Origin of the sequence: Pantoea conspicua, from assembly GCF_002095315.1 — a bacterium.
Lineage (GTDB): Bacteria > Pseudomonadota > Gammaproteobacteria > Enterobacterales > Enterobacteriaceae > Pantoea > Pantoea conspicua.
The window spans coordinates 14,720-37,557 of sequence record NZ_MLFN01000016.1 but is presented as its reverse complement, the minus strand read 5'-3'; the positions used below and the strand labels follow the sequence as shown (position 1 = coordinate 37,557).

Here is a 22,838-nt window from a genome sequence, read left to right as displayed (position 1 = left end):
ATGCCTGTTTCTGTTATTGGAGAGTTTCGAGCAACATACGTTCAACACCTAAAGTCCAGTCAGGCAAGGTTAAACCAAAAGTATGCTGGAACTTCTCTGTATTGAGTCTTGAGTTAGCAGGACGCTTAGCAGCCATTGGAAAAGCGCTGGTTGGTACAGGGTTAATTACCTGGACTTTCAACTCAACACCTTGTTCTTTGGCAAACTCGATAACTTTACTGGCATAAGCATGCCAGGTCGTTTCTCCTGCAGCAATAAGATGGTACGTGCCGGCAACGTTATCGTCATTTAATGCGCTTCTGATAGCATGTGCGGTGCTATCTGCGATAAGTTCAGCGCCTGTAGGTGCACCAAATTGATCATTAATTACTGATAATGTTTCACGTTCTTTAGCCAGCTTAAGCATGGTTTTAGCAAAGTTATTTCCCTTTGCTGCATAAACCCAACTGGTGCGGAAAATCAGGTAGCGGGTCATGCAACGAGCAATAGCCTGCTCACCTTCAAGTTTTGTCTGACCATACACATTGAGCGGTGCAGTGGCATCATCTTCAAGCCATGCCTCTTCGCCTGAGCCGTCAAAAACATAATCGGTAGAATAATGAATTAACCATGCACCGATCTCTTCCGCAGCCTGTGCCAATGCTTCAATCGAAGTGGCATTTACCAGACGGGCTTTATCTTGCTCTGATTCAGCTTTATCTACCGCGGTGTAAGCAGTTGCATTGACAATGACTGCTGGCTTAAGCTTGCGAACGGTTTCAGCTATGCCCCTGGGATTTTCAAAATCACCACAGTAATCGCTGGAATGACGGTCTACTACAATCAGATTGCCGAGAGGGGCTAAGGCCCGCTGTAATTCCCAGCCGACCTGTCCGTTCTTACCAAAAAGTAGTATATTCATTAGCTACGTTTCTCGTAGTTTTCTTCAATCCAGTTTTGATACGCACCACTTTTCACATGCTCAACCCATTGCGCATTATTCAGGTACCATTCAACTGTTTTCTTCAGACCCGTTTCGAATGTCTCTTCCGGTTTCCAGCCCAACTCTCTCTCTATTTTGGCAGCGTCAATCGCGTAACGACGATCATGGCCGGGACGGTCCTGAACGTAAGTGATCTGATCGCTGTAAGGCGTGGCTTTCGGGCGGAGTTGGTCCAGCAACTCACAAACTTTCATCACAACATCGATATTTTTCTTTTCGTTATGTCCGCCGATGTTGTAAGTAGTCCCTGTCTGAGCATTTTTAACCACGGTATACAGCGCACGCGCATGATCCTCGACATAAAGCCAGTCACGAATCTGATCGCCTTTACCATAGATAGGTAAAGGTTTGCCTTCCAGCGCATTACTGATGATCAGCGGGATAAGTTTTTCCGGGAAATGATAAGGACCATAGTTGTTCGAGCAGTTGGTCACAATAACCGGTAGCTTATAGGTGCGGCCCCAGGCGCGAACCAGATGATCGCTGGCGGCTTTGGTTGATGAGTAAGGACTGCTGGGTGCGTAAGGCGTTTCTTCGGTAAACAGCGGTAAATCGCCCTCCATTTCGTCGGGATGCGGTAAGTCGCCATAGACCTCATCAGTAGAGATATGATGAAAACGGAATGCGGTTTTACGCTCTTCAGGCAATGCGCTCCAGTATTGACGGCTTGCTTCCAGCAAGGCGTAGGTACCTACCACGTTAGTCTGAACAAACTCAGCCGGGCCGGTAATTGACCGGTCTACATGACTTTCTGCCGCCAGATGCATAATCGCATCAGGCTGAAATTCGTTTAATGCATCGCTTATTGCCTGACCGTCACAGATATCAATCTGCTTAAATCGGTAGCGAGGACTGTTGCTAACCTCTTTTAAAGACTCAAGATTGCCCGCATAGGTCAGCTTATCAACATTTATGACTTCATCATTCGTATTGTTAATAATATGACGTACTACCGCTGAACCAATAAAGCCTGCACCACCTGTAATTAGAATCTTCATGACGTGTTTTATTCCTGACAAGCTATCTGAGGCACTGGTGCCTGAATGAAAAGCAGACAATCATAAGCGTTTTAAGACACGCTACCGCCCCTGGGTTACAGCCCCCACGATGCTGATTGTCCTAAGCCAAATGCGTATACTGCCAGTATGAACCTGTCATCAGCGCAGCATTCAGTTGATTGATATCACTTTGATGCCGAAATTGTTAAAGCAGCTTTATCATTCAACAAGCGTAAATTCTATCACTCGGACATCTCTATGACGAATAAAATGCGTTTAAGTCTGAGGTGACAGTTCAACTTATGAGCGCTATACAGGCGTAGGCGATGGTTGCTGAAGCGTCAATGCGATGCAATCAGAAAGATGTGAAAGGTTTTTTAGAGAATTTGATTTAAAGATAAATAAAGGCGAACCAAAGTTCGCCTTTTTCAGTTACTTAAACCCATCCGGGTTCTTGCTCTGCCAGTTCCACGTATCACGCATCATTTCATCGATGCCGCGCGTTACACGCCAGTCGAGGTCACGGTTGGCCAGTGAGGCGTCAGCCCAGAAGGCTGGCAGGTCGCCATCACGACGCGGTTTGATCTCAAACGGAATTGCTTTGCCTGAGGCTTTCTCAAATGCTTTGATCATCTCCAGCACCGAGAAGCCTTTGCCGCCGCCCAGGTTGTAAGCGGTGTAGCCTTCCACTTTGTTGAGATGATCCAGCGCCTTCAGGTGCCCTTCTGCCAGGTCAACCACGTGGATGTAGTCACGCAGACAGGTCCCATCTGGCGTATCGTAATCGCCGCCAAACACGCCCAGCTTCTCCAGACGGCCAATGGCCACCTGAGCAATGTACGGCAGCAGGTTGTTCGGGATACCTGTTGGGTCTTCACCGATTTCACCTGACTCATGCGCGCCGACCGGGTTGAAGTAACGCAGGGCAATCGCCTTGAACTTCGGTTCCGCTTTAGCGAAGTCACGCATCACCAGCTCAATCATCAGCTTGGAAGTGCCATAAGGGCTGGTGGTGCCGCCAATTGGCGTGGTCTCAACGTACGGCACCGGCGCATCTGCACCGTAGACAGTGGCAGAGGAGCTGAAAATAAAGTTAAACACGCCCGCTTCGCGCATCTCTTCCAGCAGTACCACGGTACCCGCGACATTGTTCTCGTAATACTCCAGCGGCATACGGGTTGATTCACCCACCGCTTTCAGCGCGGCGAAGTGGATCACGGCAGAAATGCTGTTCGAGGCGAACAGATCGCGCAGAGAGGCGCGGTCACGGATGTCACCTTCAACGAAGGTCGCTTTCTTACCCGCCAGCTTCTCGACACGGTTAATCGCTTCCCGCGACGCATTGCACAGGTTATCCAGTACCACAACGTCATCACCGCGCTGCAGCAGCGCCAGCACCGTGTGGGAGCCGATGTAGCCTGCGCCACCCGTTACTAAAATAGCCATGTGTACTCCTTTCTTTCTGCCGCGGGATGCGCGGCGAAGGTATTAGTGTTGTTTGGCAAGAATCTTCTGGATCGCTTCGCGGAAATCGCGGCCCTGAGCATTGCTACGCAGTCCATAAGAGACAAACGCCTGCATGTAACCCAGTTTACGACCGCAGTCAAAGCTGTGACCGGTCAGCAGCGAAACATCAACGGTTTTATGTTTGCTCAGGCTGGCAATCGCATCGGTCAGCTGGATACGGCCCCACGCGCCTGGCTCAGTGCGCTCCAGTTCTGCCCAGATATCCGCAGAAAGCACATAGCGGCCTACCGCAGCCAGGTCAGAGCTCAGCCCGGCAGTATCTTCAGGCTTCTCAACGAAATCGGTAATGGTGCTGATGTCGCCTGGGTGATCAATCGGCTCTTCAGTGGTAATCACCGAGTACTCAGAGAGATTGGAAGCGGGCATATGCTGCGCCAGCACCTGGCTGTGGCCGGTCTCTTCAAAACGGGCAACCATCGCAGCAAGGTTATAACGCATGTGGTCAGCGGTAGAATCATCCAGCAGCACGTCTGGCAGCACTACCACGAAAGGATTGTCGCCAATCATCGGGCGGGCACAGAGAATCGAGTGGCCCAGGCCCAGCGGCTGCGCCTGGCGCACGTTCATGATGGTGACGCCTGGCGGGCAGATAGACTGCACTTCGCTCAGCAGCTGGCGCTTCACGCGCGCTTCAAGCAGCGCTTCCAGCTCATAGGTGGTATCGAAATGGTTTTCCACTGCATTTTTAGAGGCATGGGTGACCAGCACAATCTCTTTAATGCCCGCAGCCACACACTCGTCAATGATGTACTGGATCATCGGTTTGTCGACGACAGGCAGCATCTCTTTCGGAATGGCTTTAGTCGCAGGGAGCATATGCATACCGAGACCCGCAACCGGGATTACTGCTTTAAGCTTGGTCATATTTATTCCGTTTAATAAAATGAAGATGTGGGTCGATTATGCAGGATCGGCCAGAACAGCAAGTATAATCTTTATCTGAAAATCGGACACTAACTCTCTGTCACAACATGGAAATTCGGCATTTTGCCCATTGCCAGCGACGGCAGAAACTGAGTAAAGACAAGCAGTAAACTTATTTCGCCCCTGCCATTACCGACACGATTCGGCCAGCGGCTAAGACCAGCGATAAATGAAAACGGGCGACCCTGAGGCCGCCCGTTAATATGACTGCTGTGCTGTTATAACCAGCCTTCAAACCATTCTGGCATCACAAACAGATTGAAGTGATTAACCAGCATCATGACGCCGACAAACACTACCGAGACGGCGACCCACTGGCGGGCATAGGGCATAAACCGAACGCCGATGACCGGCTTAATAAAGAACGGATGCGCCAGGGCGGAGATCAGAATCTGCGAGATGGAGAGCGTCAACGCGACATAGAGCACGTTCGGCCAGATAAAGGTGGTGGCAAGCACCGCCAGTACTACCAGACTTGCGACGATGTTCCAGTAAAACTCGACGTTGGTGCGTCCGTTAGCCTGGGATATCGCCCCGGTCAGGCCACCCATCGGTCGCAGCATACCAAACAGCAGCATCAGCGGAATCAGGTGATAGACCTGCTCATGAGATGCGCCATACAGTACGCGGACGATCACCGGCGAGAAGATACCAATCACCAGGTACATCGCGCTGCTGAACAGCATGATGGCCAGCGTGCCTTTGAGGAACAGTTTTTTCAGCTGTTCAGCATCGTGCTGCTTCTCGGCGAAACGCGGCAGCGCCAGGCGGTTAATCACCGGCGTGACCAGCTTCAGCGGTTGCAGCACCAGCTCTTTAGCCAGCGAGTAGACACCCAGCATCTCAGCACCCATCACCTTACCCACCACCAACGCATCAGCCTGGGTACGCAGCTGGTTAATGGTCTGCGAACCGAGCTGATAGCTGCCGTAACGAATAGCGCCAAAGAAAGTCGCTTTATCGAACTCCCAGGTTGGACGCCACGACTTCTCACCCAGCGCGATCATGCACAGGATGCGGGTAAAGGCGTTGATAAACAGACCGAGAATCGCCGCGGCCACCGTCAGTGAGGTGAACTCCAGCATCGCCACCACGCAGAGAAAGGCAAACAGCTTGGTGCCCATCTCAATCTTCGCCAGCGACACCATCCGCTTGGTTTTGATGTAGTGCGCCTGATACTGCGACAAATGTCCCAACACCAGGAAGTTGAGGCTGGTCAGCATGATCAGCCCGACCAGTTCAGGCAGATGATAGAACCACGCAACCGGGAAGGCGATCAGCAGCATGATCAGACCGGTACAGAGACTGAGCGAGACGTTGACCCAGTAGATAGTGCTCTGCTCGCGGCGGGTGATGTTCTGGCGATGCACCAGATAGCTGCTCATCCCCATATCCTGCAGCACGCCGGCCACTGCCAGAATGGCGTTAATAATGGCTAACAGCCCCAGTTCATGGGTTTCCAGTTTACGGGCAAGAAAGCTGAGTTGCGCTACCTGCAGCACGGCAGAAAAACAGGTGCTGCCGAACAGCCAGATTGCCTGTGACTTAAATCCACTCACGCCAGTCGCTCCAGAATCTGTGCCAGTTCGCCGTAGGCGATATGCTGATTAAATTCGGTTTCAACTTTATGGCGCGCCGCAGCCACCACTGGCGCAACGTCAACTTCGCCCTGCGACAGCTTCAGCAGCGTCCCGGCCAGCGCCTCAGGATCGTCCTCTTCCACCAGCCAGCCAGAAACGTTGTTCTCAATCAGCTCCGGGATACCGCTGTGGAACGTCGAGACCACCGGCAGACCAACCGCCATCGCTTCCATCAGCGCCACCGGGATGCCTTCCATATCGCCATCGGCGGCGGTTTTAGACGGCAGCAGGAAGATATCCGCTTCACTTAATGCGCGGCGGATTTCATCCTGCGGCTTGAAGCCCGGCATACTGACGCAATCTTCCATCCCCTCACGGGCGATGAAATCACGCATCATCTCATCCTGATCGCCGTTGCCAATGATGGTGTACTGGAACTGACCGCCACGCTGTTTCAGAATCGCGCTGGCTTTCACCGCCACATCCAGCCCTTTCTTCTCGGTCAGACGTGCCACCGAGACGATACGCAGCGGTGAGTGAAACGCCTGGCGTGGCTGGAAGTTAAACTTCTCCGGCTCAATTCCCATGCGCGTAACGTGAATCTTTTCCGGCGGACAGCCCATCTCGATCAGTTTGTCCTGCCACAAATGGCTGATCGGTAACATCAGCTCGCTCTGCCGGAACAGGTTAACGTAATCGAGCTTATGCTCTTCCAGAATGTGACGTCGGGAAATGTCGGCCCCATGAAACACGGTTGCCTGCTTGCCCTTCAGCACGCCCAGCTCACGCAGCTTATTCGCCAGCGCCCCGGCGTAGCCAAAGTGAACCAGAAACACGTCGGCCGTAAAGGTCTGCGTGGCATTGGCGACAATTGACGGCAGCAGCAGTTTGCTCGCCTGTGCGCCATAGCGGCGCACATTGAGCGAACGCAGCAGCGACGGCTTCGTCAACTTCGGCAGTACCAGTCGCAGACGCTGGTTCAGCTTATCGACAATCGAGACCTTCTCCTCCGGCAGCAGATAGTGCGTCTTTGCCGCCAGACCATACTCATCAAAGGCGGCGTGCCGGTTAACTAAATCACCGGGAAAGACCGAAATAATCTCCACCTCGTAACCAGCATCGATAAAATGGGTCACCTGATTTAGTACGAATGTCTCAGAGGCAACCGGGAAACGCATGGTGAAAAAAGTCAGTTTCATCACATTACCCTAATACTTTGAGAATCTCTGCAGTGATCCGATTGCCAATTTCCCTTTCATTCGCAACGGCCGTGTCGACCTTCTGCCTGATGTTGTCGTAATCGGCGAGGACCGTCTGGACCTTGTCGATCAGCGAGCCATCCATCAGGCTTTTTACATCGGTTGCCATCTGCGGCAGACCTAACTGGTTCATCACACCCATCGACTTGTGCTCGTAGTTGATCGCCACGGCCGGGGTGCCAAAGTTCATCGAAATAATCGCCGAGTGCAGGCGGGTACCAATGGTCAGGTGACAATGACTCAGCAGGATGCCCAGCTCCAGGTCGTTAAATTCATCCATGATGACGTGGTAATGCTCTGGCTGTGCCACGTGGTCACGCAGCGTCAGCGCCACCATACGGTCATCCTTGGCGTAGCTGTCGATACCGGTACAGGTCGAGAAGGCAACGACCTGGTAGCCTTCGGCGATCATGGCGTTGATCACCCGGCCAAAGGCGGCTTCGTACTCTTTCTGCGTCACGCCCAGACGTTTATCGAACGGTGCCAGTTCACGCACGGTGATGGCGATGGTTTTGCGACCACTGATAATACCCTGCCAGTGCAGCAGGTTGTGGCCTGGGTTTTCCACTTCACGCGCCCGCACCAGGAATGCGGTATCCACCCCGGCGGCCACTTTCGAACTGGTAACGCCATCACGCTTCATCAGATCGAGGCTGACCGACTCACGCAGCACCAGGCTGTCGACGCGATCAAACACGAAGTTAGCCAGCGCATTGACGCGCGGGTTCTGGAACGGACCAACGGAGTGACCAATCAGGTAGATCGGTTTTTTTGCCATCAGCGCACAGAGCGCGTGATCAAACTGGGTCACGCCATAGAGATCGACAAAGAACGATCCGCCCACCTGAATAATCGCATCATACTTTGCCAGGCTTTCGGTAAATGCTTTCAGGTGCGGCGGCACGGCGAACGACTTGTACAGGCCGCCCTTGCCCAGATGCGCCATCATAATATCAGGCATCAAACGGTTCGCGACTTTACGCTTAAACGAACCGACCAGACCTTTAGCTGACTTGCTGTTATGCAGAAACAGCGAATCCTGCTGAATATCCTGCTGGAGCAAATAACCGGAGCTGGTTGGATAACGGCTAATCACATCAATGTCTAAATCACTGCGAGCAGACTTCATTGAATCAATCAGTCCACGAAGAATCGCGCCATCCCCACGATTCCCACACGTATGGTTACCCACCAATAAAATTTTCATAACAACTCCGAATGAATTTTTTTAATTCTGCAAGCCGCCCAGATCCGCAACGGGCAAAATGAACTCTGATTTTAAATAACTGCAATACGGGATAACGCACCCAAAGGGTCCTGCTCCTGTTAAGACCGGCCGCCTCCTTTATGGCAGCCGTCATGCATCAGTTACGCGTGAATCGGTTACGACTTGATGGCGAAGTAAGGCAGCGCCACCTGTTTGCCGTTGATCACCACCGAGACAAAGCCTTCCGGCTTGCTGGTATCCACCTGGTCAGCCGACAGCGGCCGGGAAGCCATCAGCAAATCGCCCTGTTCGTTGGCACCGATGCCCGCTTTGCCGTTGTGCAGGCTGAAACGCTGCGGCGCCCGTTTGGTGGCATCACCGGCAGGCGGATTACCAGGCTGCATCCGGGCATTAACCCGTGCGCAGCGTCCGGTGACAAAACGGTCTTTACCGGTGGTTTTCACCAGCACCGCAGCCGCCGGCGTCCAGCCCGCCAGTTTGATAAAGATCCGCACATCGGTGTCATGTTCCGCCACATAGCGCACGTCGACCACGGGCGAACTGCCTTCGGCAGACCAGCTCGCTTCCGAGCGCCCTTTCTTGCGCTGAACATGGATCACCGCGCGGCCACCGGTGGTTTTGTCGCTGATCAGGTTCATCAGCGGCTTATCGCCGCTGCCGTTGCTGAATTGCGCCTGACCAAAGATTTCAATCTCCCATGAATCACCCACCGTCGGTGAGTAGAGGCTGCCGAGATCGAACCAGGTTTCCTGATTGGTGTTGTTCTCTAACCGCCAGCGCGAGGTGATGTAGTTGTACTTGAGGCTGCCATCCAGCGCGACACCGTACGACTCAACGCGGGTTGAGCCCATCTCCCAGATACTGAGCAGACGATCGCCCTGGCTGGAGTTGTCGATCCAGCTGCCCGACTGCAGGTTGGTCTGACGCATATTGAGTCGGGAGTTGTGCGCGATCAGCGGATTCTTACAATCCTCCAGGCTCAGCGCATCGATGATCCACTGACCGTTCGAGATGTCGCCTGGATTGTCGCAGTGCTCAATCCAGCCGTTGTGAATAATCGACTGACCGCAGCGCGGCAGGTTCAGCACTTTGCCACCACGACAATGCTGCGCATTGAAGTTAGATAACTCAATCGCGGTACTGTGATCCCATTTGCCCTGCTTCTGGCCTGACCAGCCCGCTTTAATCACGTCGCCGCTGCAGCGCGAGGCATACCACTGGTCGATTTTGCAATCCAGCGTGTCCTGCAGGCTGATGGCAGTACCGCCGACAAAATTGAAACGCAGGCAGGCACCACGGAAGAACTGACCGCCGGGACAGATATTGTGGAAGAAGCCCTGTTTGTTCGGGTTCTTGTCACTGTTACCGTTGAAAATCAGGTTAGAGAGCTCAACCCGGCGCGCATTCATCGAAAAGATGAAGTCTGATTTGCCATCGGAGACCACGGTGGTGGCCGGGAAGTAACCGAAGTTGACCATCGCCCCGGAGACGCGGAAGAAGTTGAAATACTTATCACCGAAGTCGCAGACCGAGACAAAAAAGGTGCCGGCCGGGAACTGGACGCAGATTTGCTGGTTAGCCTGCTGCGACCAGGTGAACATCGCCATGATCGCCGGCGCAGTATCGGTTTTGCCGTCCGCAATCGCGCCGAAATCAAACAAGGTTAAGCGGTTAAAATCTTCTACCACGCGACGCCAGTGGAAACCCTGACCGGCGAAATTCACCCCATCATCATCCTGGGCGGACTGGAAGCTGCCGACAAACTCGCCGCCGCCGACTTCGAAGCCGTCATGCCAGCTTTTCAGCTTCACTTTGGCCCCTTCAAACAGCGGGCGGGTTTTGCGTAACTCTTCCACTGACGGGATTTCACCAATCAGCTGGTAACCGGCAGGCTGCGCCAGACGCTGGCTAAAGTCGGCTGCGCCAGGACGGCTGACGTCGGTGATGTTAAATAACATCTGACCGTTATTGTCTTCCACCGCCATTGAGTGCGACGGATCGGCGATCAGCGCCGCATTGTCTTTGATGAACTGGGAAAAGTTGCCTTTGTTCAGGGCGACCGGCTGCGCAATCTGCGACACTTTGCCATTGGCATCACGCAGGAACACCGGAATCTGGTTGCCCGGTTTGCTGGCATCGGTGCCGGCCTTGCCGATCCACAGTTTGCCTTCAAAGCCCTGCCAGAACTGGGGTGGCATGGCGTAAACATTTTCCGGCGTCAGGATCGGTACGTCACCCTTCGGCACATCAGTGGCATCGACCGGTTTCAGGGCGATACCGTTACTTTTAGCAGCGTAGCTGGAAAAGGTGCTCACGGAGAGAGCCCCCACCAGAGCGGAAGCGGCGGTCTGTAAAACTTCTCTTCTTTTCATGCATCATTTCCCGTAGTCAAAAGGCCATTGGCCATGGCGGTGTCCCTGAGGCACGTCGCAAGGGCGCTTTTCCAGCACCGAATTAAACCAACGCCAGCCAGCTTTGCTTGATTTGATTACCGTCGAATTTCAGCGCGGTCTGTTTTGTTTTTTCGCTCATGGCATAGAACAGGGCGTCATCGCTGGCGAGTTGATCCATCCGCGCCAGGAAGGTGGTTTTGTCATTCATCGGCACCAGGAAACCATCTTCACCGTGATTGATGATCTCCTGCGGTCCGGTCGGACAGTCATAAGCCACCACCGGCAGTGACCAGGATTTGGCTTCCAGCAGCACCAGCGGCAATCCTTCATAGCGTGAGGTCATCAGCGCCATGTCGCTGTCGCGGTAGTAATCGTTGATGTTGCTGACCTTGCCGACAAACTTCACGCTGTCAGTAATCCCCAGCACCGCGGCCTGATCGTGTAACTGCTGACGCAGTTCGCCGTCACCGGCAATCACCAGCGTCCAGTCAGGATGGGTACGGGCAAAATCGCGCCAGATGTCCAGCATCAAATCGAAGCCCTTCTGGTTATCCAGACGACCCACGGCCAGCGCCTGACGATGACGCGTCTGACGCTGAAAACCTTTGTAAACCACCGGATTAGGGATTTGCTTGCTGGGAATGCGCCAGCGGTTGAACACCTGATGATCTTTATCGGTCAGAACAATCACGCGGTCGTAGTAGCGCAGCAGCAGAAACTTGAGGAACTTGATCGGTTTGCTGAAGGAGTTAATGGCGATATGTTCACAGGCATAGGCTTTGCCACGCTTTTTCTTCATCGCCAGCAGGTTCCAGAAAGCGAACATCACGCTGAGGCGACCCATACTGATCAGGAAAACGGTATCGAAACCCTCTTCGTGAATACGGGCCACCGCGCTTTTAATCGGGTTGCTTTGCCCTTCAAAGCTGACGATCTGTTTGACGTGCTCAAACGGATAGAAGGTTTTTCCGCTGCCTTCCAGCGAGTAGAGGGTGACGTCGTGTGTTTCGCCAAGACATTCTGACATAAAGTTACAGATGTTCTCGGTGCCCGCATACGAATAGGCATCTTTGATCACCAGGACGATTTTTTTCATGAAACGCTATCCACCTCAAATAATAAAGACAATCCTGCCGATTGGCTTAACGATGCTTCAGGGTAAACAGCACGCCATTCACCATATACCAGCCGTAATAGTAATAGATTTTTAAAGGATTGTTTTTATAGATAATTCTTAATAATTCCAGGTGCCATTTCGCCGCTTTGTTCTTATTACGGGAAAGGGAATCACCTAATTCGTAATAATTGACCAGAATCGTCTGAATCACGCGTGCCTGCTTATAGCGGGTGAAGAGTTCATACAGAAAAAAAAAATCTTCGTGACCCTTACGCTGGAAGAAGATGCCCTCTGGCGGACGGCGGAAACAGACCGAGGAGAAGCAGACGCGATACTGCTTCTTCACAAAGTTTTCCTGCTGCAGATAAGGTTTGCTGTAGGTGATATCGTGATCGGCGTTGCGGGTTTTGTAGTGATATTCGGTGATAACAAAGTTATCGCCAGCGGCCATCGCCGCCACCTGTTGCTGCAGTTTGTCAGCATGCCATTCGTCGTCACTGTCGAGAAACGCGATGATCTCTTCGCTGGCGGCACGCAACCCGACATTACGGGTTTCGGCGGCGCCCATGTTGACGGCGTTATCCAGAATGGTGATACGCGGGTCCTGACACTGTTCGCGCACCCAGGCGAGTGAATCGTCGGTCGACTTGTCGTTAATCAGGTAAAGGTGCCAGTCGGCGTAACTTTGATTGATAACCGATTGTACGGCGCGTAATACCGTCTGACGTGCGTTATACATAGGCATGACGATGCCAACGGTTCCAACGTGATTATTCATCTTTAACCCAGAATAATAAGCAAATAGAGAGAGCTGCTCCTGGCAACAGGAGCAAACAAGGCGTTGTCACGGATCAGGAGAGCGCTTTTTCGCCGCCAAAACGCGCTCTGACCTTGTCTTTGACACGGTTCATAAAGTAAGCGCGATTATCCTGGTTAGTCAGGAAGAAGTAGCGGGCAAAGGTCAGACTCGCCATCATTCCCTTACCATCCATCTTGTAGCGAAGCGGCAGCTTAAAGGCTTTGTAGGTGTGAATGTCACGCGGGGTCAGGTGCGGCTTCATTGCATCGAGCCAGAACATTGAATAGTTGACCGACTCGCCTTTGTGCTTCGAGCCAAATTTAGTCACCAGATGGTAATTGGCCAGCGGCGCGGCGATCATCTCGAATGCATAGCCCATGCGGTCGGCGCGAATGCAGAAGTCGTAATCCTGATGGCGGATATAGCGGGTGTCGAACTGAATTTTTGCCGCATCTTCGCGCTTCAGTACGATGGTACTGGTCTGGATAAAGCCGTAGCAGCCAAACAGATACTCCGCGACAGTTTCATTTTTGCCTGGCGGCTGCATCGGCATGACTTTCAGAAAAGCGCCATCCTGATAGATGTTTACCTGGCTGAAAATCACCACCTTCTGTTTTCCCTGTGCCTCCAGCTGAGCAATTTTCTCGCTCACCTGACGCAGCTTATCGGCGTGCCACTCGTCGTCGGCATCGAGGAAACTGACGTAATCGCCGGTTGCCAGCTCAATCCCTTTATTACGCGCACCGGCGCCGTTGAGCTTAACCTCAGAGAGCACCAGATTAATGTTCAGGTCCTGGTAGCGCTCGCTGCGCACCACTTGCGCCAGCGCGGCCGCATCGGCGGACTTATCATCAACGATGATCACTTCAAAATTGCGATACGTCTGCGCTTTAACGCAATCCAGCGTCGTCACAATCGATTCTGACGCATTATAAGCAGGAATTACGATGGAGAAGCGAATGTCCTTCATTGCCAGCACCTCATTAAAAACAGTTCCAATTTCAAAGATATAACGTTTGGACGTAGCAGGGTAACCGGTGATGTCCTAATTTGTCGGCGACGTTTCGATCGCCACTTTTTTCTTATTGCTGCTGCCGATAAACGGTTTTTCCACGTACAGATAAGTCAGTTTTGCCACGTAAAATGACACCACAAAAAACAGAGTCGAGAGCGCGGTGTAGAGCACAAAATTGTGCTGCAGTGCGGGCAGCGGCAGTTGCTTAATAAAATAGAGCACCACGCCATGTATCAGATAGAGGCTGTAGCTCACTTCGCCGACTGACATCAGGGTCTTGTTCTCCAGCAGGCCAAAAATGGCGTTGCCGCTGCTGACAATGAAAAACACCACCGACAGGCAGCCGAGGAAAATCAGGTAGAAGAACGCGTTACTGGTAAAGAACAGCGCCACGACGGCGAGCGCAATTGCCAGCCCGGCCGCCTTGCCAGAGTTGCGGCCCTGCACCCAGCGGTCACGGTAGAGCCAGGCCATATACCCCATCGCGAATCCCAGCACCGGACGCGGATCGGTATAGGCGGTTCCCCACAGCCGGAGCGCCACCGCAATCAGGAAAATCACCCCAATCGAGCCGAGGATCAGCAGCGTTTTATAACGGCCACTGGTGACACGATTAAGCACGTAGATCAGCGGAATCGACAGATAGAGCAGCCATTCCAGCCGCAGCGTCCACTCAACGCCGGCGTTAATATCGGCGGTCTTGATTGAACCGATGTGATAATTGCCGACAAACAGCAACCAGAGCAGTCCCTGCTTCAGCGCCGTCAGGTCCGGTACCAGATCACCCTGTAACCAGCCAATCGACACGATCACCAGTCCGGAAAACCAGAACATCGGCACAATCCGGCGCACCCGCGATTTGAGTAATTTATGGGTCAACTCGCGGGGGGAGAGACGGTCATTGTCCAGCCAGCGATAAAACAGGAAGGCGGAGATCATAAAAAACAGCGCCACACCAAACTTGCCGCTGTTAACAAAAAAGTTGCCCTGCGAAATCAGCGCAAAGTAGTCTTTATCAAAAATCCAGTCGTTATCGCGTGCATAGAGGTAATGGGCTAAGTGGGAAAACGCCACGATGCTGGCCAGCAGCGCACGCAATCCAGAGATACTTTTAATCCCGCTATCGTTATAAATGCCGCGATGGAATGAAAACAACCGCAACACCATCAGCGCCAGTCCCAGCGACAGCGCCATCATCAGTACATACATAACGCCCTGCTCCTGAAGTCAATTAAATCTAATGGTTAGCTGGTGGTTTTAAACACGCTGTCAAAATGCTGACTTAACAGTTCAAAAGTTTGCTCAGCTTTCTTTTTATAAAGTGTTTTGGTCGGGTGAATGCAGTCCGCTGACATCTCATTGCGCCAGTCACCCTGCTGCTTGATCAGCTGATACTGTCGGACAATGGGCACCTGCTGCTGCTGTGCTACCTGATTCAGTTGATAAACATATGGCCAGAGGTTCCAGCGCTCCGCCCGGCCACAGAGTGGATTAGGCTGTTGCAGCACCACCTGTTTATGGTGCGCTTTGGCAGTTTTAATCAGCCCGGTGAGGATGCGGTTAAAATCCTCCGGACTCTCTGCGCCAGCTGGTCGGTTTTTTGCTGAGTAGATGCGCGCATCGTTAATGGCGTAATTGATCAGAATGATGCTGGCATCAGACTGCGCCATCCGCTGATCCCAGCTGAGCGACGATTTGGTCAGTTCGGTCAGCTGAGCACCAGGCGAACCGTGATTCTCGATGCGTACCGCTGGTCCATATTTCTGCTGCAACATCTGCTGCAGATAGCTGATTTCATTCTCTTTACTGATGACGTTACGCCCGCCCGACGAGGTCACGCCTGCGGTAGTCGAGTCACCATAGGCCGCGATAACGATCGCGGCCGGAGAGGGCGTCGCCTGTACCAGCAGCGGCGCAGCGACCAGCAGCAACGGAAGATATCGGTTCATCACTTTCACCCTGTTCATCAGTGGATCAGTTTAAATTCACGTGCCACTTCATACCCCACCACCGCCTGCTTGAGGGAGATGGTGTTGTAGTAGAGGTAGTACATCTGGAAGAAGACGAACATCGCGAACATCGCCGGTTTCCAGACCCGCTTCGACTGGTAGATCAACAGCGTCAGAATGATCGGCTCCACCTGCAGCAGGTAGTTCGACAGACGTGCGCCGGATGAGTAGTTGTAGAAGAAGATCCTGATGCCACCGCCAATCGCAAAGGTAATGATCAACAGGTAGTTCAGTCGCCAGGCATTGTAATTGTCGCGTTTAAGCTGGTTGCTCAGCATGAAGTAGACAAAGATAAACACCAGCGCGACGTTCTTCAGGTTGGAAACCGAGAAGACGCTACCGGTGGTTGCCGCGGCTGAATTGTCGTTGTTGTAGTTCGCTGCCCTTTCGCCTAACGCCCCGAGGTGGCCGGCAATGACAGATACAAAGCCCATTCCCCCGACTTTTGACGCCGGGATACTCAGCACAATAATAAGAATTGGCCACAAGCGGCGTTCACGTATAAACAGGAACGGGATCAGCGTGACCACCATGACGGCGGTGTTGTGACTGAGGAAGGAAAGGACAAAGAAGCCGGTCGCCATCCAGTAACGTCTGAGATAGAGCGACCAGATCACGCCCAGGAACAGCGCTGAACTCAGGCCGAAACGAATCTGGTTCATATCTTTGTTGATAAAGATGTGCGCTGAATAGAGCGCCAGCGCCATCACCGGATAAGGTGACATTTTTTTGAAAAAGATCGCGTTGGTGCCTACCGCCAGAATCGAAAAGACAAACAGGAAGGTGCTGGCGTTATGGGAAATCAGGCTGGTCAGGGTAGCAATCGCAAAGATCAGCGGCTCGTAGCGGAAGAATGCCACGGTGTTAAAGAAGCCGTTAACCTGAATACGCCGGATAAAATCTTCAAAGAAGTTGCGGTATTGGTAGTCATCCATTCCGGTGCCGAGGCCGCGGATACCGCCGAACACAATCAGCATTACGGTCGCGATACAGAGCAACCAGGTCAGGAGATGGTTGGTTCGTTCGTCTTTTTTCAGCAGGAGTTCAACCAGCGAAATCACCAGTAAAAACCCTGATACATACCAATATGGAGCCATGGTGTGATTCCTTAATTCCACAAGTTCTCATGCCAACAGTGGGCGACGCTGATTGCCTTCCCGGCTGACCTCTCAGCGTGCCTGACGCGACAGCCTTTTCAGGCGTGCGACAGGCTGATGCCATGCTGGTGATGAATTCTGTTGAGTGACGCTCGCCATGCGATTTATACCTTCATCGCTTATGTTGGTTTTGGACAGAATCACCTGTGTAAATTGATGCGTGTCGTCATTCAAAGGGGCGATAAAAAGGGGCGGTCAGACCGCCCCTATCCACTCAGTATTTAGCTTTTGGTTGGTTTACCGTATTCGTAATCGTAATAGTCGTAACCATAGCCATACGCGTTGGCAGCTTTACGCACCACGGCGTTGAGGATCACACCTTTGATCTCAATACCGTTCTGGGCAAAGCGTTTGAAGCTGACATCCACTTCTTTGGTGGTGTTGGTTTCAAAACGCGCCACCATCAGCGACGTACCAGCCAGCTTACCGATGATTGAGGCATCGGTGACCGCCAGAATCGGTGGTGTATCGATCAGTACCAGGTCGTAGTTCTTGCTCGCCCAGTCCAGCAGCTCACCCATGCGACGATGCATCAGCAGTTCAGACGGGTTCGGCGGCACCTGACCACGAGGCAGGAAGTCGAAACCGTAGACGCCCTGCTGAATCAGCGCCGGGCTGAACTCAGTTTTACCGGACAGGACGTTGGACAGGCCTGATTTATTCTCCGCGCCCAGCAATTCGTGGGTATAACCACGACGCATGTCACCATCGATAAACAGTACGCGCTGACCCGCTTTCGACACCAGCGTCGCCAGGTTGGCACAGATAAAGGTTTTACCAATACCCGGGCTGGCACCGGTGATCATCAGGATGTTGTTTTTGGCTTCCATCATCGCGAAGTGCAGGCTGGTACGCAGGCTACGAATCGCTTCGATGGAAAGGTCAGTCGGATTACCCAGCGCCAGCAGCGTTTCGTGCGGATCGGTTTTCACCTTGTTACCGCGACGCGCCAGGGCTTCAGTATCCTTCTTACGTTGCCACTCTGACAGCGGAACACTGGCATAGACATTCATGCCCAGCTCTTCCAGCTGATCCGGGTTTTCGATGCCGTGATGCAGCAGCGCTTTCAGCAGGACCAGACCCACCGACACGAACAGACCGAAAATCAGGCTGGCAGCGATAATCAACAGTTTCTTCGGTGCGACCGGTGAGTTAGCCGTTTCCGCGCCATCGATGATGCGAACATCACCCACGGTACTGGCTTTACTGATGCCCAGCTCCTGCTGACGGTTCAGCAGCTGCATGTAGATCTCCTGACCAGACTGCACGTCACGGGTCAGACGCAGAATTTCCTGCTGAGTCTGTGGCATACCGGAAATTTTCTTGTTCAGCTGTGCCTGCTCACCTTCCAGCGTTTTGCGTTTTTCCAACAGCGCGCGGTAAGTCGGGTGATCTTTAGTAAACAGCTGAGAGACTTCGGCTTCACGGAAAGTCAGTTCGTTCAGCTGGCTTTGCACGCTGACCGAGGAGTCGAGTGCAGATTTCGCTTCCAGCGACAGGTCAACCGATTCGTTCTGACGACGGAAGGTGTTCAGCTTGTCTTCCGCTTCATCCAGCTTGGCGCGAACCTGCGGCAGCTGGGTGCGTAAGAACTCCAGGCTCTTCTCTGCCTGCTCTGACTTGCGCTCAACGTTCTGTAACAGATAGTTATTCACGATCTGATTCAGGACTTTGCTGATCTGCTCCGGATCTTCACCCAGATACTCCAGACCCAGCACGCCGGTGTCTTTGCCTTTGTCTGCCACTGTCAGGTTAGACAGAACAGAGCGAATTGCCTGCAGGTTGTTAAGCTTGGTCACGGTGAAGCTGGTGCCTTCGTCGGCATGGATCTCGCTCACCAGCATGGTGATGTCGCCGTGCGACTCCAGCTGACCAACTTTGCCTTTGAACAGCTCATCGCCATCTTTCGACACGGTATAGCTGTCCGGACCGGTGACTTCCAGTTCAACGTTACGTTTGTCGATAGTGCGTGGAATTTCCAGGCGCGAAATCGCGATGCTGGCCGGTTTGTTGCCCATCAGACGTGACAGACCTTTACCGATCACCGGGAAATAGTTCTGCTCGACAACGGTATCCAGACCCAGATCGTCGACGGTTTTGCCAATCACCATGCGTGATTCCAGAATCTCAATTTCGGTATCTGAGGCTGGCGTTGGTGGCAGAATGCTGTCCAGTTCGTTCAGCACGGTGCTGGCGTTTTTCTGCTCAACCTGAACTAACGCATCGGCGCTGTAAATCGGTGTCGCAAACAGTGTGTAGAGCGTGCCCGCCAGCATAAAGAAAGCGGTAACGGCAACAATGATCCAGCGATGATCAATAAGCTGTCCCACAAGATGCGCCAGATCCCATCCATTTGAATCCTCTCCCGGCGCGGTTCTGACCTTGTTTTTTATATTCATGGATAATCCCAACTATCGGCTTAATACGTTGACCCATTTCTGGGTAGCGTTTTCCAGTAACCCGTAAACCTCTTCAAAGGCCTCACGGCTTTTTCTGTACGGATCCGCAATTTCTCTCTGATTGAGCCAGTGCCCAAGCAGCATGGTTTTGCCACGCGCGGCCGGGTCAATGCGGTTCACCTGTTCAATCTGACGCTTCTCCATCACCAGGATCAGGTCGACGTTGCGGCACATTTCGGCCGTCAGCTGTTGAGCCTGATGCCCTTCCAGCGACAGACCATGTGCGGCCGCCACGTCGCTGGCAGTCTGATCGGCAGGACGCCCCACCAGGGCGCCCAGACCAGCCGAACTGACATGGGTGTTGGGTAATGCGCGTTTAAACAGGCGCTCTCCGGTCGGAGAGCGGCAGATATTGCCGACGCAAACGACTAACACGGACGTAATCATGGTGAAACCTTAGTTTGACCAGTTGCGGATACGCAGTGCGCTCTCGCTCACATCGTTGATACCCGCAATGGTTGGCAGTAATTGCGAGATCACACGGTTCCAGCGCGTCAGCGGCGTGGAGGTGACATAGACGATGTCGTACGGTTCCAGTTGGAATTCAGTACCCATGACCATTGATGCCGCATCTTTGGTGTTCAACTGATAGATGTTGGCAATCTTGTTGCGATCGGTGCCGCGCAGTGGACGGATAACGAACACACCGGTGGCGTCAGAGGTGGTTTGATCCATCCCGGCCGCATTGCCCAGTGCTTCCGCCAGCGTCATGCCGCTGCGATCCATTTTCAGGGTCGCCTGCTGCTTCACTTCACCCATCACGAACACTTTCAGATCGTCATTACGCGGAACGTACAGAATGTCGCCCGGATAGAGCAGATGGTTCTGGCTCAGGTCGCCATTTTGCATCAGCGCCTGCAGTGAAACGCGCTGTTCGCGACCGTTGTGCGTCAGCACCACGTTGCGCCAGTCAGCATCTGCTGCCAGGCCACCTGCGGCGTTGATGGCATCCAGAATCGTCAGCGGTACGTTGGTAATCGGCTGCTGGCCTGAGGTGGTCACTGAACCCGTTACGTAGGTCTTCTGCGATTTAAACGAGGCGATACTGACATCAACCTGTGGGCTTTCGATGTACTGTGCCAGGCGACGGGCGATTTCGTTACGTACTTCTCCCACGGTCCGGCCCGCTACGCGGACTTTACCAATGTAGGGATAGAAAATCGTACCATCGGAATGTACCCAGTTACCGGTGTCGCTGGCGCTACGGTACTGACCGGCTGGCGTAGTCAACTCCGGGTGATCCCAGACGGTGACGGTCAGGACGTCGCCGATGCCGATACGGTATTCATAGTTCTGAATTTCGTTTTGCAGAGAAGGATTCGCCTGAGCCACCAGCGGCTTAGGACGCATTTTCTCAACCAGCGTTGGGGTTAACGGAAAGACGTTGACGTACTTGTCGATGTCAAAGTTGCTGTCCTGCTGCTCGATGACATCTTTTCCCGATGTGGAAAGGCGCTGACCTGGTTCGATCGTACACCCGCTAAGAAAAGTGGCGGATACCAGCAAGGGTATCAATTTCATTTTGATTGTAATCATTTAGATCTTCGCTATCAGTTATTGATTGATAGAGGCGAATACGCCGCTGTGTAAGCGTCCAACAAAAAGTAAAACTAACTTAATTAAGCACTGAACCTGTCGTTCATTATCCTTTGCTCCAATTGTTATAAGTAGTAACCATCCATCAGGGCGGAATAACAGTAGCAGAGCATTACGCTTAGGTAGTGACAATCTGCGTTCTCCCTGACGATGGTCGCTAACAACGACACGCCTGACAACGGCACCGAACCACGAGAGCGCGCTTTTAACGTGCTCTTATCGCCTCACAATCAATACGCACCGTCTCGCTTCAACACCACACCCACTGTCTTAAACAGGATGGCGATGTCATTCCACAGTGACCAGTTTTTCACGTACCACGAGTCGAAATAGACGCGGGTTTCGTAGTCAACATCATTACGACCGCTGACCTGCCACAATCCCGTCATGCCTGGCTTTGCCATCAGGTAATAATCAACATCACCGGCATAACGACAGAGTTCATCTTCAATTACGGGGCGGGGACCGACCAGGCTCATGTCGCCGCGTACCACGTTCCACAGCTGCGGCAGCTCATCAAGGCTGGTTTTACGGATAAAATGGCCCACTTTGGTGATACGTGGATCATTTTTCAGTTTGAAATCCTTATCCCACTCGGCGCGTGCAATCGGGTCAGTGCGCAGCACTTCTTCCAGCACCTCTTTGGAGTTAATCACCATCGAGCGAAACTTCAGGCATTTGAATTTACGGCCATTCATACCAACGCGCTCATGACCATAAATCGGCGGTCCGCCATCACGGCCCACCAGGAAGCCCAGCACCAGCAGCGCCGGCATCAGCATCAGGATAATCGACAGCGCACCGACGATATCGAATGCCCGCTTCAGGAAACGCGAAGTGCGTTTTGCCAGGTTGTTCTGTACCCGCAGAATCATCACTTCATGGCTGAAGATATAGGCCATATCAGTGCCATAAAGCGGCACGCCACGCAATGTAGGAATCACTGAAACGGAGCGGCAATTATGCATCGCCAGTGATTTCAGCCACTTATCACGGTACTGGCTCTGCTCGAACTCCACCGCCACGATAAACTGCGTTTCGCTGTTGGTCAGGCTCCACAGCTCCTGCTCATCGCGCAGTACCGGCACGCCATCAAGGATACTCTGCGGGCAGGTCCCATCCACGTCGTAGAAGGCGATAACGTCAAAACCCATCACCTCTTCGCTTTGTAGTGCCTGCCAGGCTTCGTGGGCGTTTTTGCTGCTGCCGATAATGATGGTCTGCTTTTTCCACAAGCCATATTTATTCAACAGGCGCTTAGAAAGCGCGCGGCAGGTCGGAATGAAAATAAGCGCCAGGACCCAGGTCAGTAACCAGACAAAACGCGACATCTGCCACTGTGACAATGCGGTAATCGACAGATCAATGACTGAAAAAATAAGAATGGTACGAAAAATTTCTTTTAATTCGAACCAGAAAGGTTTGCGGTAGGTATAGTGACGCAGCCTTACCCAGAACCAGCCAATACAAATTACCGACAGGCAAATATGAGTGGCAATTTTTAAATTCATTTCTTTTTCAGAAATATCTGCCAGCGGCGATTCCGACTGCATATTAATTAGCATCATCGCCACAAAGAACGCTGCGTTGAAACAAATTAAGTCTGAGCAAGCCAGCATTAATTTGGTGATAAGACTTTTAAACGTAAATTCAGTATCGCGCATATTTAACTCTTTATTTTATTTCCTTAAACCCGCCACGTTTCTCGCCTGTATATTTATTGAGCGGTATAAATTCTCAGGACTGAGCCGTTTCTGAGGGGAGCTCCTGCGGCCTTTACGCCAACGATCTTAAC

18 protein-coding genes are annotated in these 22,838 nt (G+C 52.6%); all 18 read right to left on the bottom strand.

The features are described from left to right. Nucleotides 1-13 precede the first annotated feature (13 nt). Entirely contained in the window at nt 14-901 is an 888-nt protein-coding gene (rfbD, locus tag HA41_RS08125) for a dTDP-4-dehydrorhamnose reductase (RefSeq protein ID WP_094120344.1), read from the bottom strand. Continuing rightward, the gene (gene rfbB / locus HA41_RS08120) at nt 901-1,980 is read right to left on the bottom strand and encodes a dTDP-glucose 4,6-dehydratase (protein ID WP_094120343.1); all 1,080 of its coding nucleotides are present in this window, start codon (nt 1,978-1,980) and stop codon (nt 901-903) included. The genes rfbD and rfbB overlap by 1 nt, the downstream gene beginning before the upstream one ends. Nucleotides 1,981-2,412: 432 nt before the next feature. Then, nucleotides 2,413-3,426 (bottom strand): UDP-glucose 4-epimerase GalE, encoded by a 1,014-nt coding sequence (gene galE, locus HA41_RS08115; RefSeq protein WP_094120342.1) that lies wholly within the window; start codon nt 3,424-3,426, stop codon nt 2,413-2,415. A gap of 42 nt (nt 3,427-3,468) precedes the next feature. Continuing rightward, nucleotides 3,469-4,371 carry a UTP--glucose-1-phosphate uridylyltransferase GalF gene (galF, locus tag HA41_RS08110; RefSeq protein WP_094120341.1) on the bottom strand — a complete coding sequence of 301 codons (903 nt, stop codon included), beginning with the start codon at nt 4,369-4,371 and terminating at the stop codon, nt 3,469-3,471. Between the two features lie 278 nt (nt 4,372-4,649). Beyond that, a complete protein-coding gene (locus HA41_RS08105; RefSeq protein ID WP_094120340.1) occupies nt 4,650-5,990 on the bottom strand; it encodes a lipopolysaccharide biosynthesis protein in 1,341 nt (446 codons plus the stop codon). Next, nucleotides 5,987-7,210: a glycosyltransferase gene (locus HA41_RS08100; protein ID WP_094120339.1), complete on the bottom strand. Its 1,224-nt coding sequence runs from the start codon at nt 7,208-7,210 to the stop codon at nt 5,987-5,989. The genes HA41_RS08105 and HA41_RS08100 overlap by 4 nt, the downstream gene beginning before the upstream one ends. A gap of 4 nt (nt 7,211-7,214) precedes the next feature. Continuing rightward, nucleotides 7,215-8,477 (bottom strand): colanic acid biosynthesis pyruvyl transferase WcaK, encoded by a 1,263-nt coding sequence (wcaK, locus tag HA41_RS08095; protein ID WP_094120338.1) that lies wholly within the window; start codon nt 8,475-8,477, stop codon nt 7,215-7,217. Nucleotides 8,478-8,653: 176 nt separating this feature from the next. Next, complete coding sequence (locus HA41_RS08090) at nt 8,654-10,870, bottom strand: phage tailspike protein (protein WP_094120337.1); 2,217 nt, start codon at nt 10,868-10,870, stop codon at nt 8,654-8,656. 82 nt (nt 10,871-10,952) lie between these two features. Further along, nucleotides 10,953-11,987, bottom strand: a complete 1,035-nt coding sequence (locus HA41_RS08085; RefSeq protein ID WP_094120336.1) for a glycosyltransferase — start codon at nt 11,985-11,987, stop codon at nt 10,953-10,955. Nucleotides 11,988-12,033: 46 nt separating this feature from the next. Next, entirely contained in the window at nt 12,034-12,786 is a 753-nt protein-coding gene (locus HA41_RS08080; protein WP_094120335.1) for a glycosyltransferase family 2 protein, read from the bottom strand. Between the two features lie 73 nt (nt 12,787-12,859). Continuing rightward, nucleotides 12,860-13,777, bottom strand: coding sequence for a glycosyltransferase family 2 protein (locus HA41_RS08075; protein ID WP_094120334.1), 918 nt, complete (start codon nt 13,775-13,777; stop codon nt 12,860-12,862). Nucleotides 13,778-13,852: 75 nt separating this feature from the next. Beyond that, nucleotides 13,853-15,031 carry an acyltransferase family protein gene (locus tag HA41_RS08070; RefSeq protein WP_094120333.1) on the bottom strand — a complete coding sequence of 393 codons (1,179 nt, stop codon included), beginning with the start codon at nt 15,029-15,031 and terminating at the stop codon, nt 13,853-13,855. A 35-nt stretch (nt 15,032-15,066) separates the two neighbouring features. Beyond that, nucleotides 15,067-15,771 (bottom strand): SGNH/GDSL hydrolase family protein, encoded by a 705-nt coding sequence (locus tag HA41_RS08065; RefSeq protein ID WP_094120369.1) that lies wholly within the window; start codon nt 15,769-15,771, stop codon nt 15,067-15,069. Nucleotides 15,772-15,788: 17 nt separating this feature from the next. Beyond that, nucleotides 15,789-16,928, bottom strand: coding sequence for an EpsG family protein (locus HA41_RS08060; RefSeq protein ID WP_094120332.1), 1,140 nt, complete (start codon nt 16,926-16,928; stop codon nt 15,789-15,791). A gap of 281 nt (nt 16,929-17,209) precedes the next feature. After that, complete coding sequence (gene wzc / locus HA41_RS08055; RefSeq protein ID WP_094120331.1) at nt 17,210-19,387, bottom strand: tyrosine-protein kinase Wzc; 2,178 nt, start codon at nt 19,385-19,387, stop codon at nt 17,210-17,212. A 12-nt stretch (nt 19,388-19,399) separates the two neighbouring features. Further along, nucleotides 19,400-19,834 carry an arsenate reductase/protein-tyrosine-phosphatase family protein gene (locus HA41_RS08050; RefSeq protein WP_094120330.1) on the bottom strand — a complete coding sequence of 145 codons (435 nt, stop codon included), beginning with the start codon at nt 19,832-19,834 and terminating at the stop codon, nt 19,400-19,402. A gap of 9 nt (nt 19,835-19,843) precedes the next feature. After that, nucleotides 19,844-20,983, bottom strand: a complete 1,140-nt coding sequence (locus tag HA41_RS08045; protein WP_031375327.1) for a polysaccharide export protein — start codon at nt 20,981-20,983, stop codon at nt 19,844-19,846. Nucleotides 20,984-21,273: 290 nt separating this feature from the next. After that, nucleotides 21,274-22,707 (bottom strand): undecaprenyl-phosphate galactose phosphotransferase WbaP, encoded by a 1,434-nt coding sequence (gene wbaP, locus HA41_RS08040; protein WP_094120329.1) that lies wholly within the window; start codon nt 22,705-22,707, stop codon nt 21,274-21,276. Nucleotides 22,708-22,838 lie beyond the last annotated feature (131 nt).

Coding starts and splice junctions, on each gene's coding strand:
- HA41_RS08045 (WP_031375327.1), bottom strand. CDS start 20,983: ATGATTACAATCAAAATGAAATTGATACCCTTGCTGGTATCCGCCACT.
- HA41_RS08050 (WP_094120330.1), bottom strand. CDS start 19,834: ATGATTACGTCCGTGTTAGTCGTTTGCGTCGGCAATATCTGCCGCTCT.
- HA41_RS08075 (WP_094120334.1), bottom strand. CDS start 13,777: ATGAAGGACATTCGCTTCTCCATCGTAATTCCTGCTTATAATGCGTCA.
- HA41_RS08100 (WP_094120339.1), bottom strand. CDS start 7,210: ATGAAACTGACTTTTTTCACCATGCGTTTCCCGGTTGCCTCTGAGACA.
- wcaK (WP_094120338.1), bottom strand. CDS start 8,477: ATGAAAATTTTATTGGTGGGTAACCATACGTGTGGGAATCGTGGGGAT.
- wbaP (WP_094120329.1), bottom strand. CDS start 22,707: ATGCGCGATACTGAATTTACGTTTAAAAGTCTTATCACCAAATTAATG.
- wzc (WP_094120331.1), bottom strand. CDS start 19,387: ATGAATATAAAAAACAAGGTCAGAACCGCGCCGGGAGAGGATTCAAAT.
- HA41_RS08070 (WP_094120333.1), bottom strand. CDS start 15,031: ATGTATGTACTGATGATGGCGCTGTCGCTGGGACTGGCGCTGATGGTG.
- HA41_RS08065 (WP_094120369.1), bottom strand. CDS start 15,771: ATGAACCGATATCTTCCGTTGCTGCTGGTCGCTGCGCCGCTGCTGGTA.
- HA41_RS08085 (WP_094120336.1), bottom strand. CDS start 11,987: ATGAAAAAAATCGTCCTGGTGATCAAAGATGCCTATTCGTATGCGGGC.
- galF (WP_094120341.1), bottom strand. CDS start 4,371: ATGACCAAGCTTAAAGCAGTAATCCCGGTTGCGGGTCTCGGTATGCAT.
- rfbB (WP_094120343.1), bottom strand. CDS start 1,980: ATGAAGATTCTAATTACAGGTGGTGCAGGCTTTATTGGTTCAGCGGTA.
- HA41_RS08090 (WP_094120337.1), bottom strand. CDS start 10,870: ATGAAAAGAAGAGAAGTTTTACAGACCGCCGCTTCCGCTCTGGTGGGG.
- rfbD (WP_094120344.1), bottom strand. CDS start 901: ATGAATATACTACTTTTTGGTAAGAACGGACAGGTCGGCTGGGAATTA.
- galE (WP_094120342.1), bottom strand. CDS start 3,426: ATGGCTATTTTAGTAACGGGTGGCGCAGGCTACATCGGCTCCCACACG.
- HA41_RS08060 (WP_094120332.1), bottom strand. CDS start 16,928: ATGGCTCCATATTGGTATGTATCAGGGTTTTTACTGGTGATTTCGCTG.
- HA41_RS08080 (WP_094120335.1), bottom strand. CDS start 12,786: ATGAATAATCACGTTGGAACCGTTGGCATCGTCATGCCTATGTATAAC.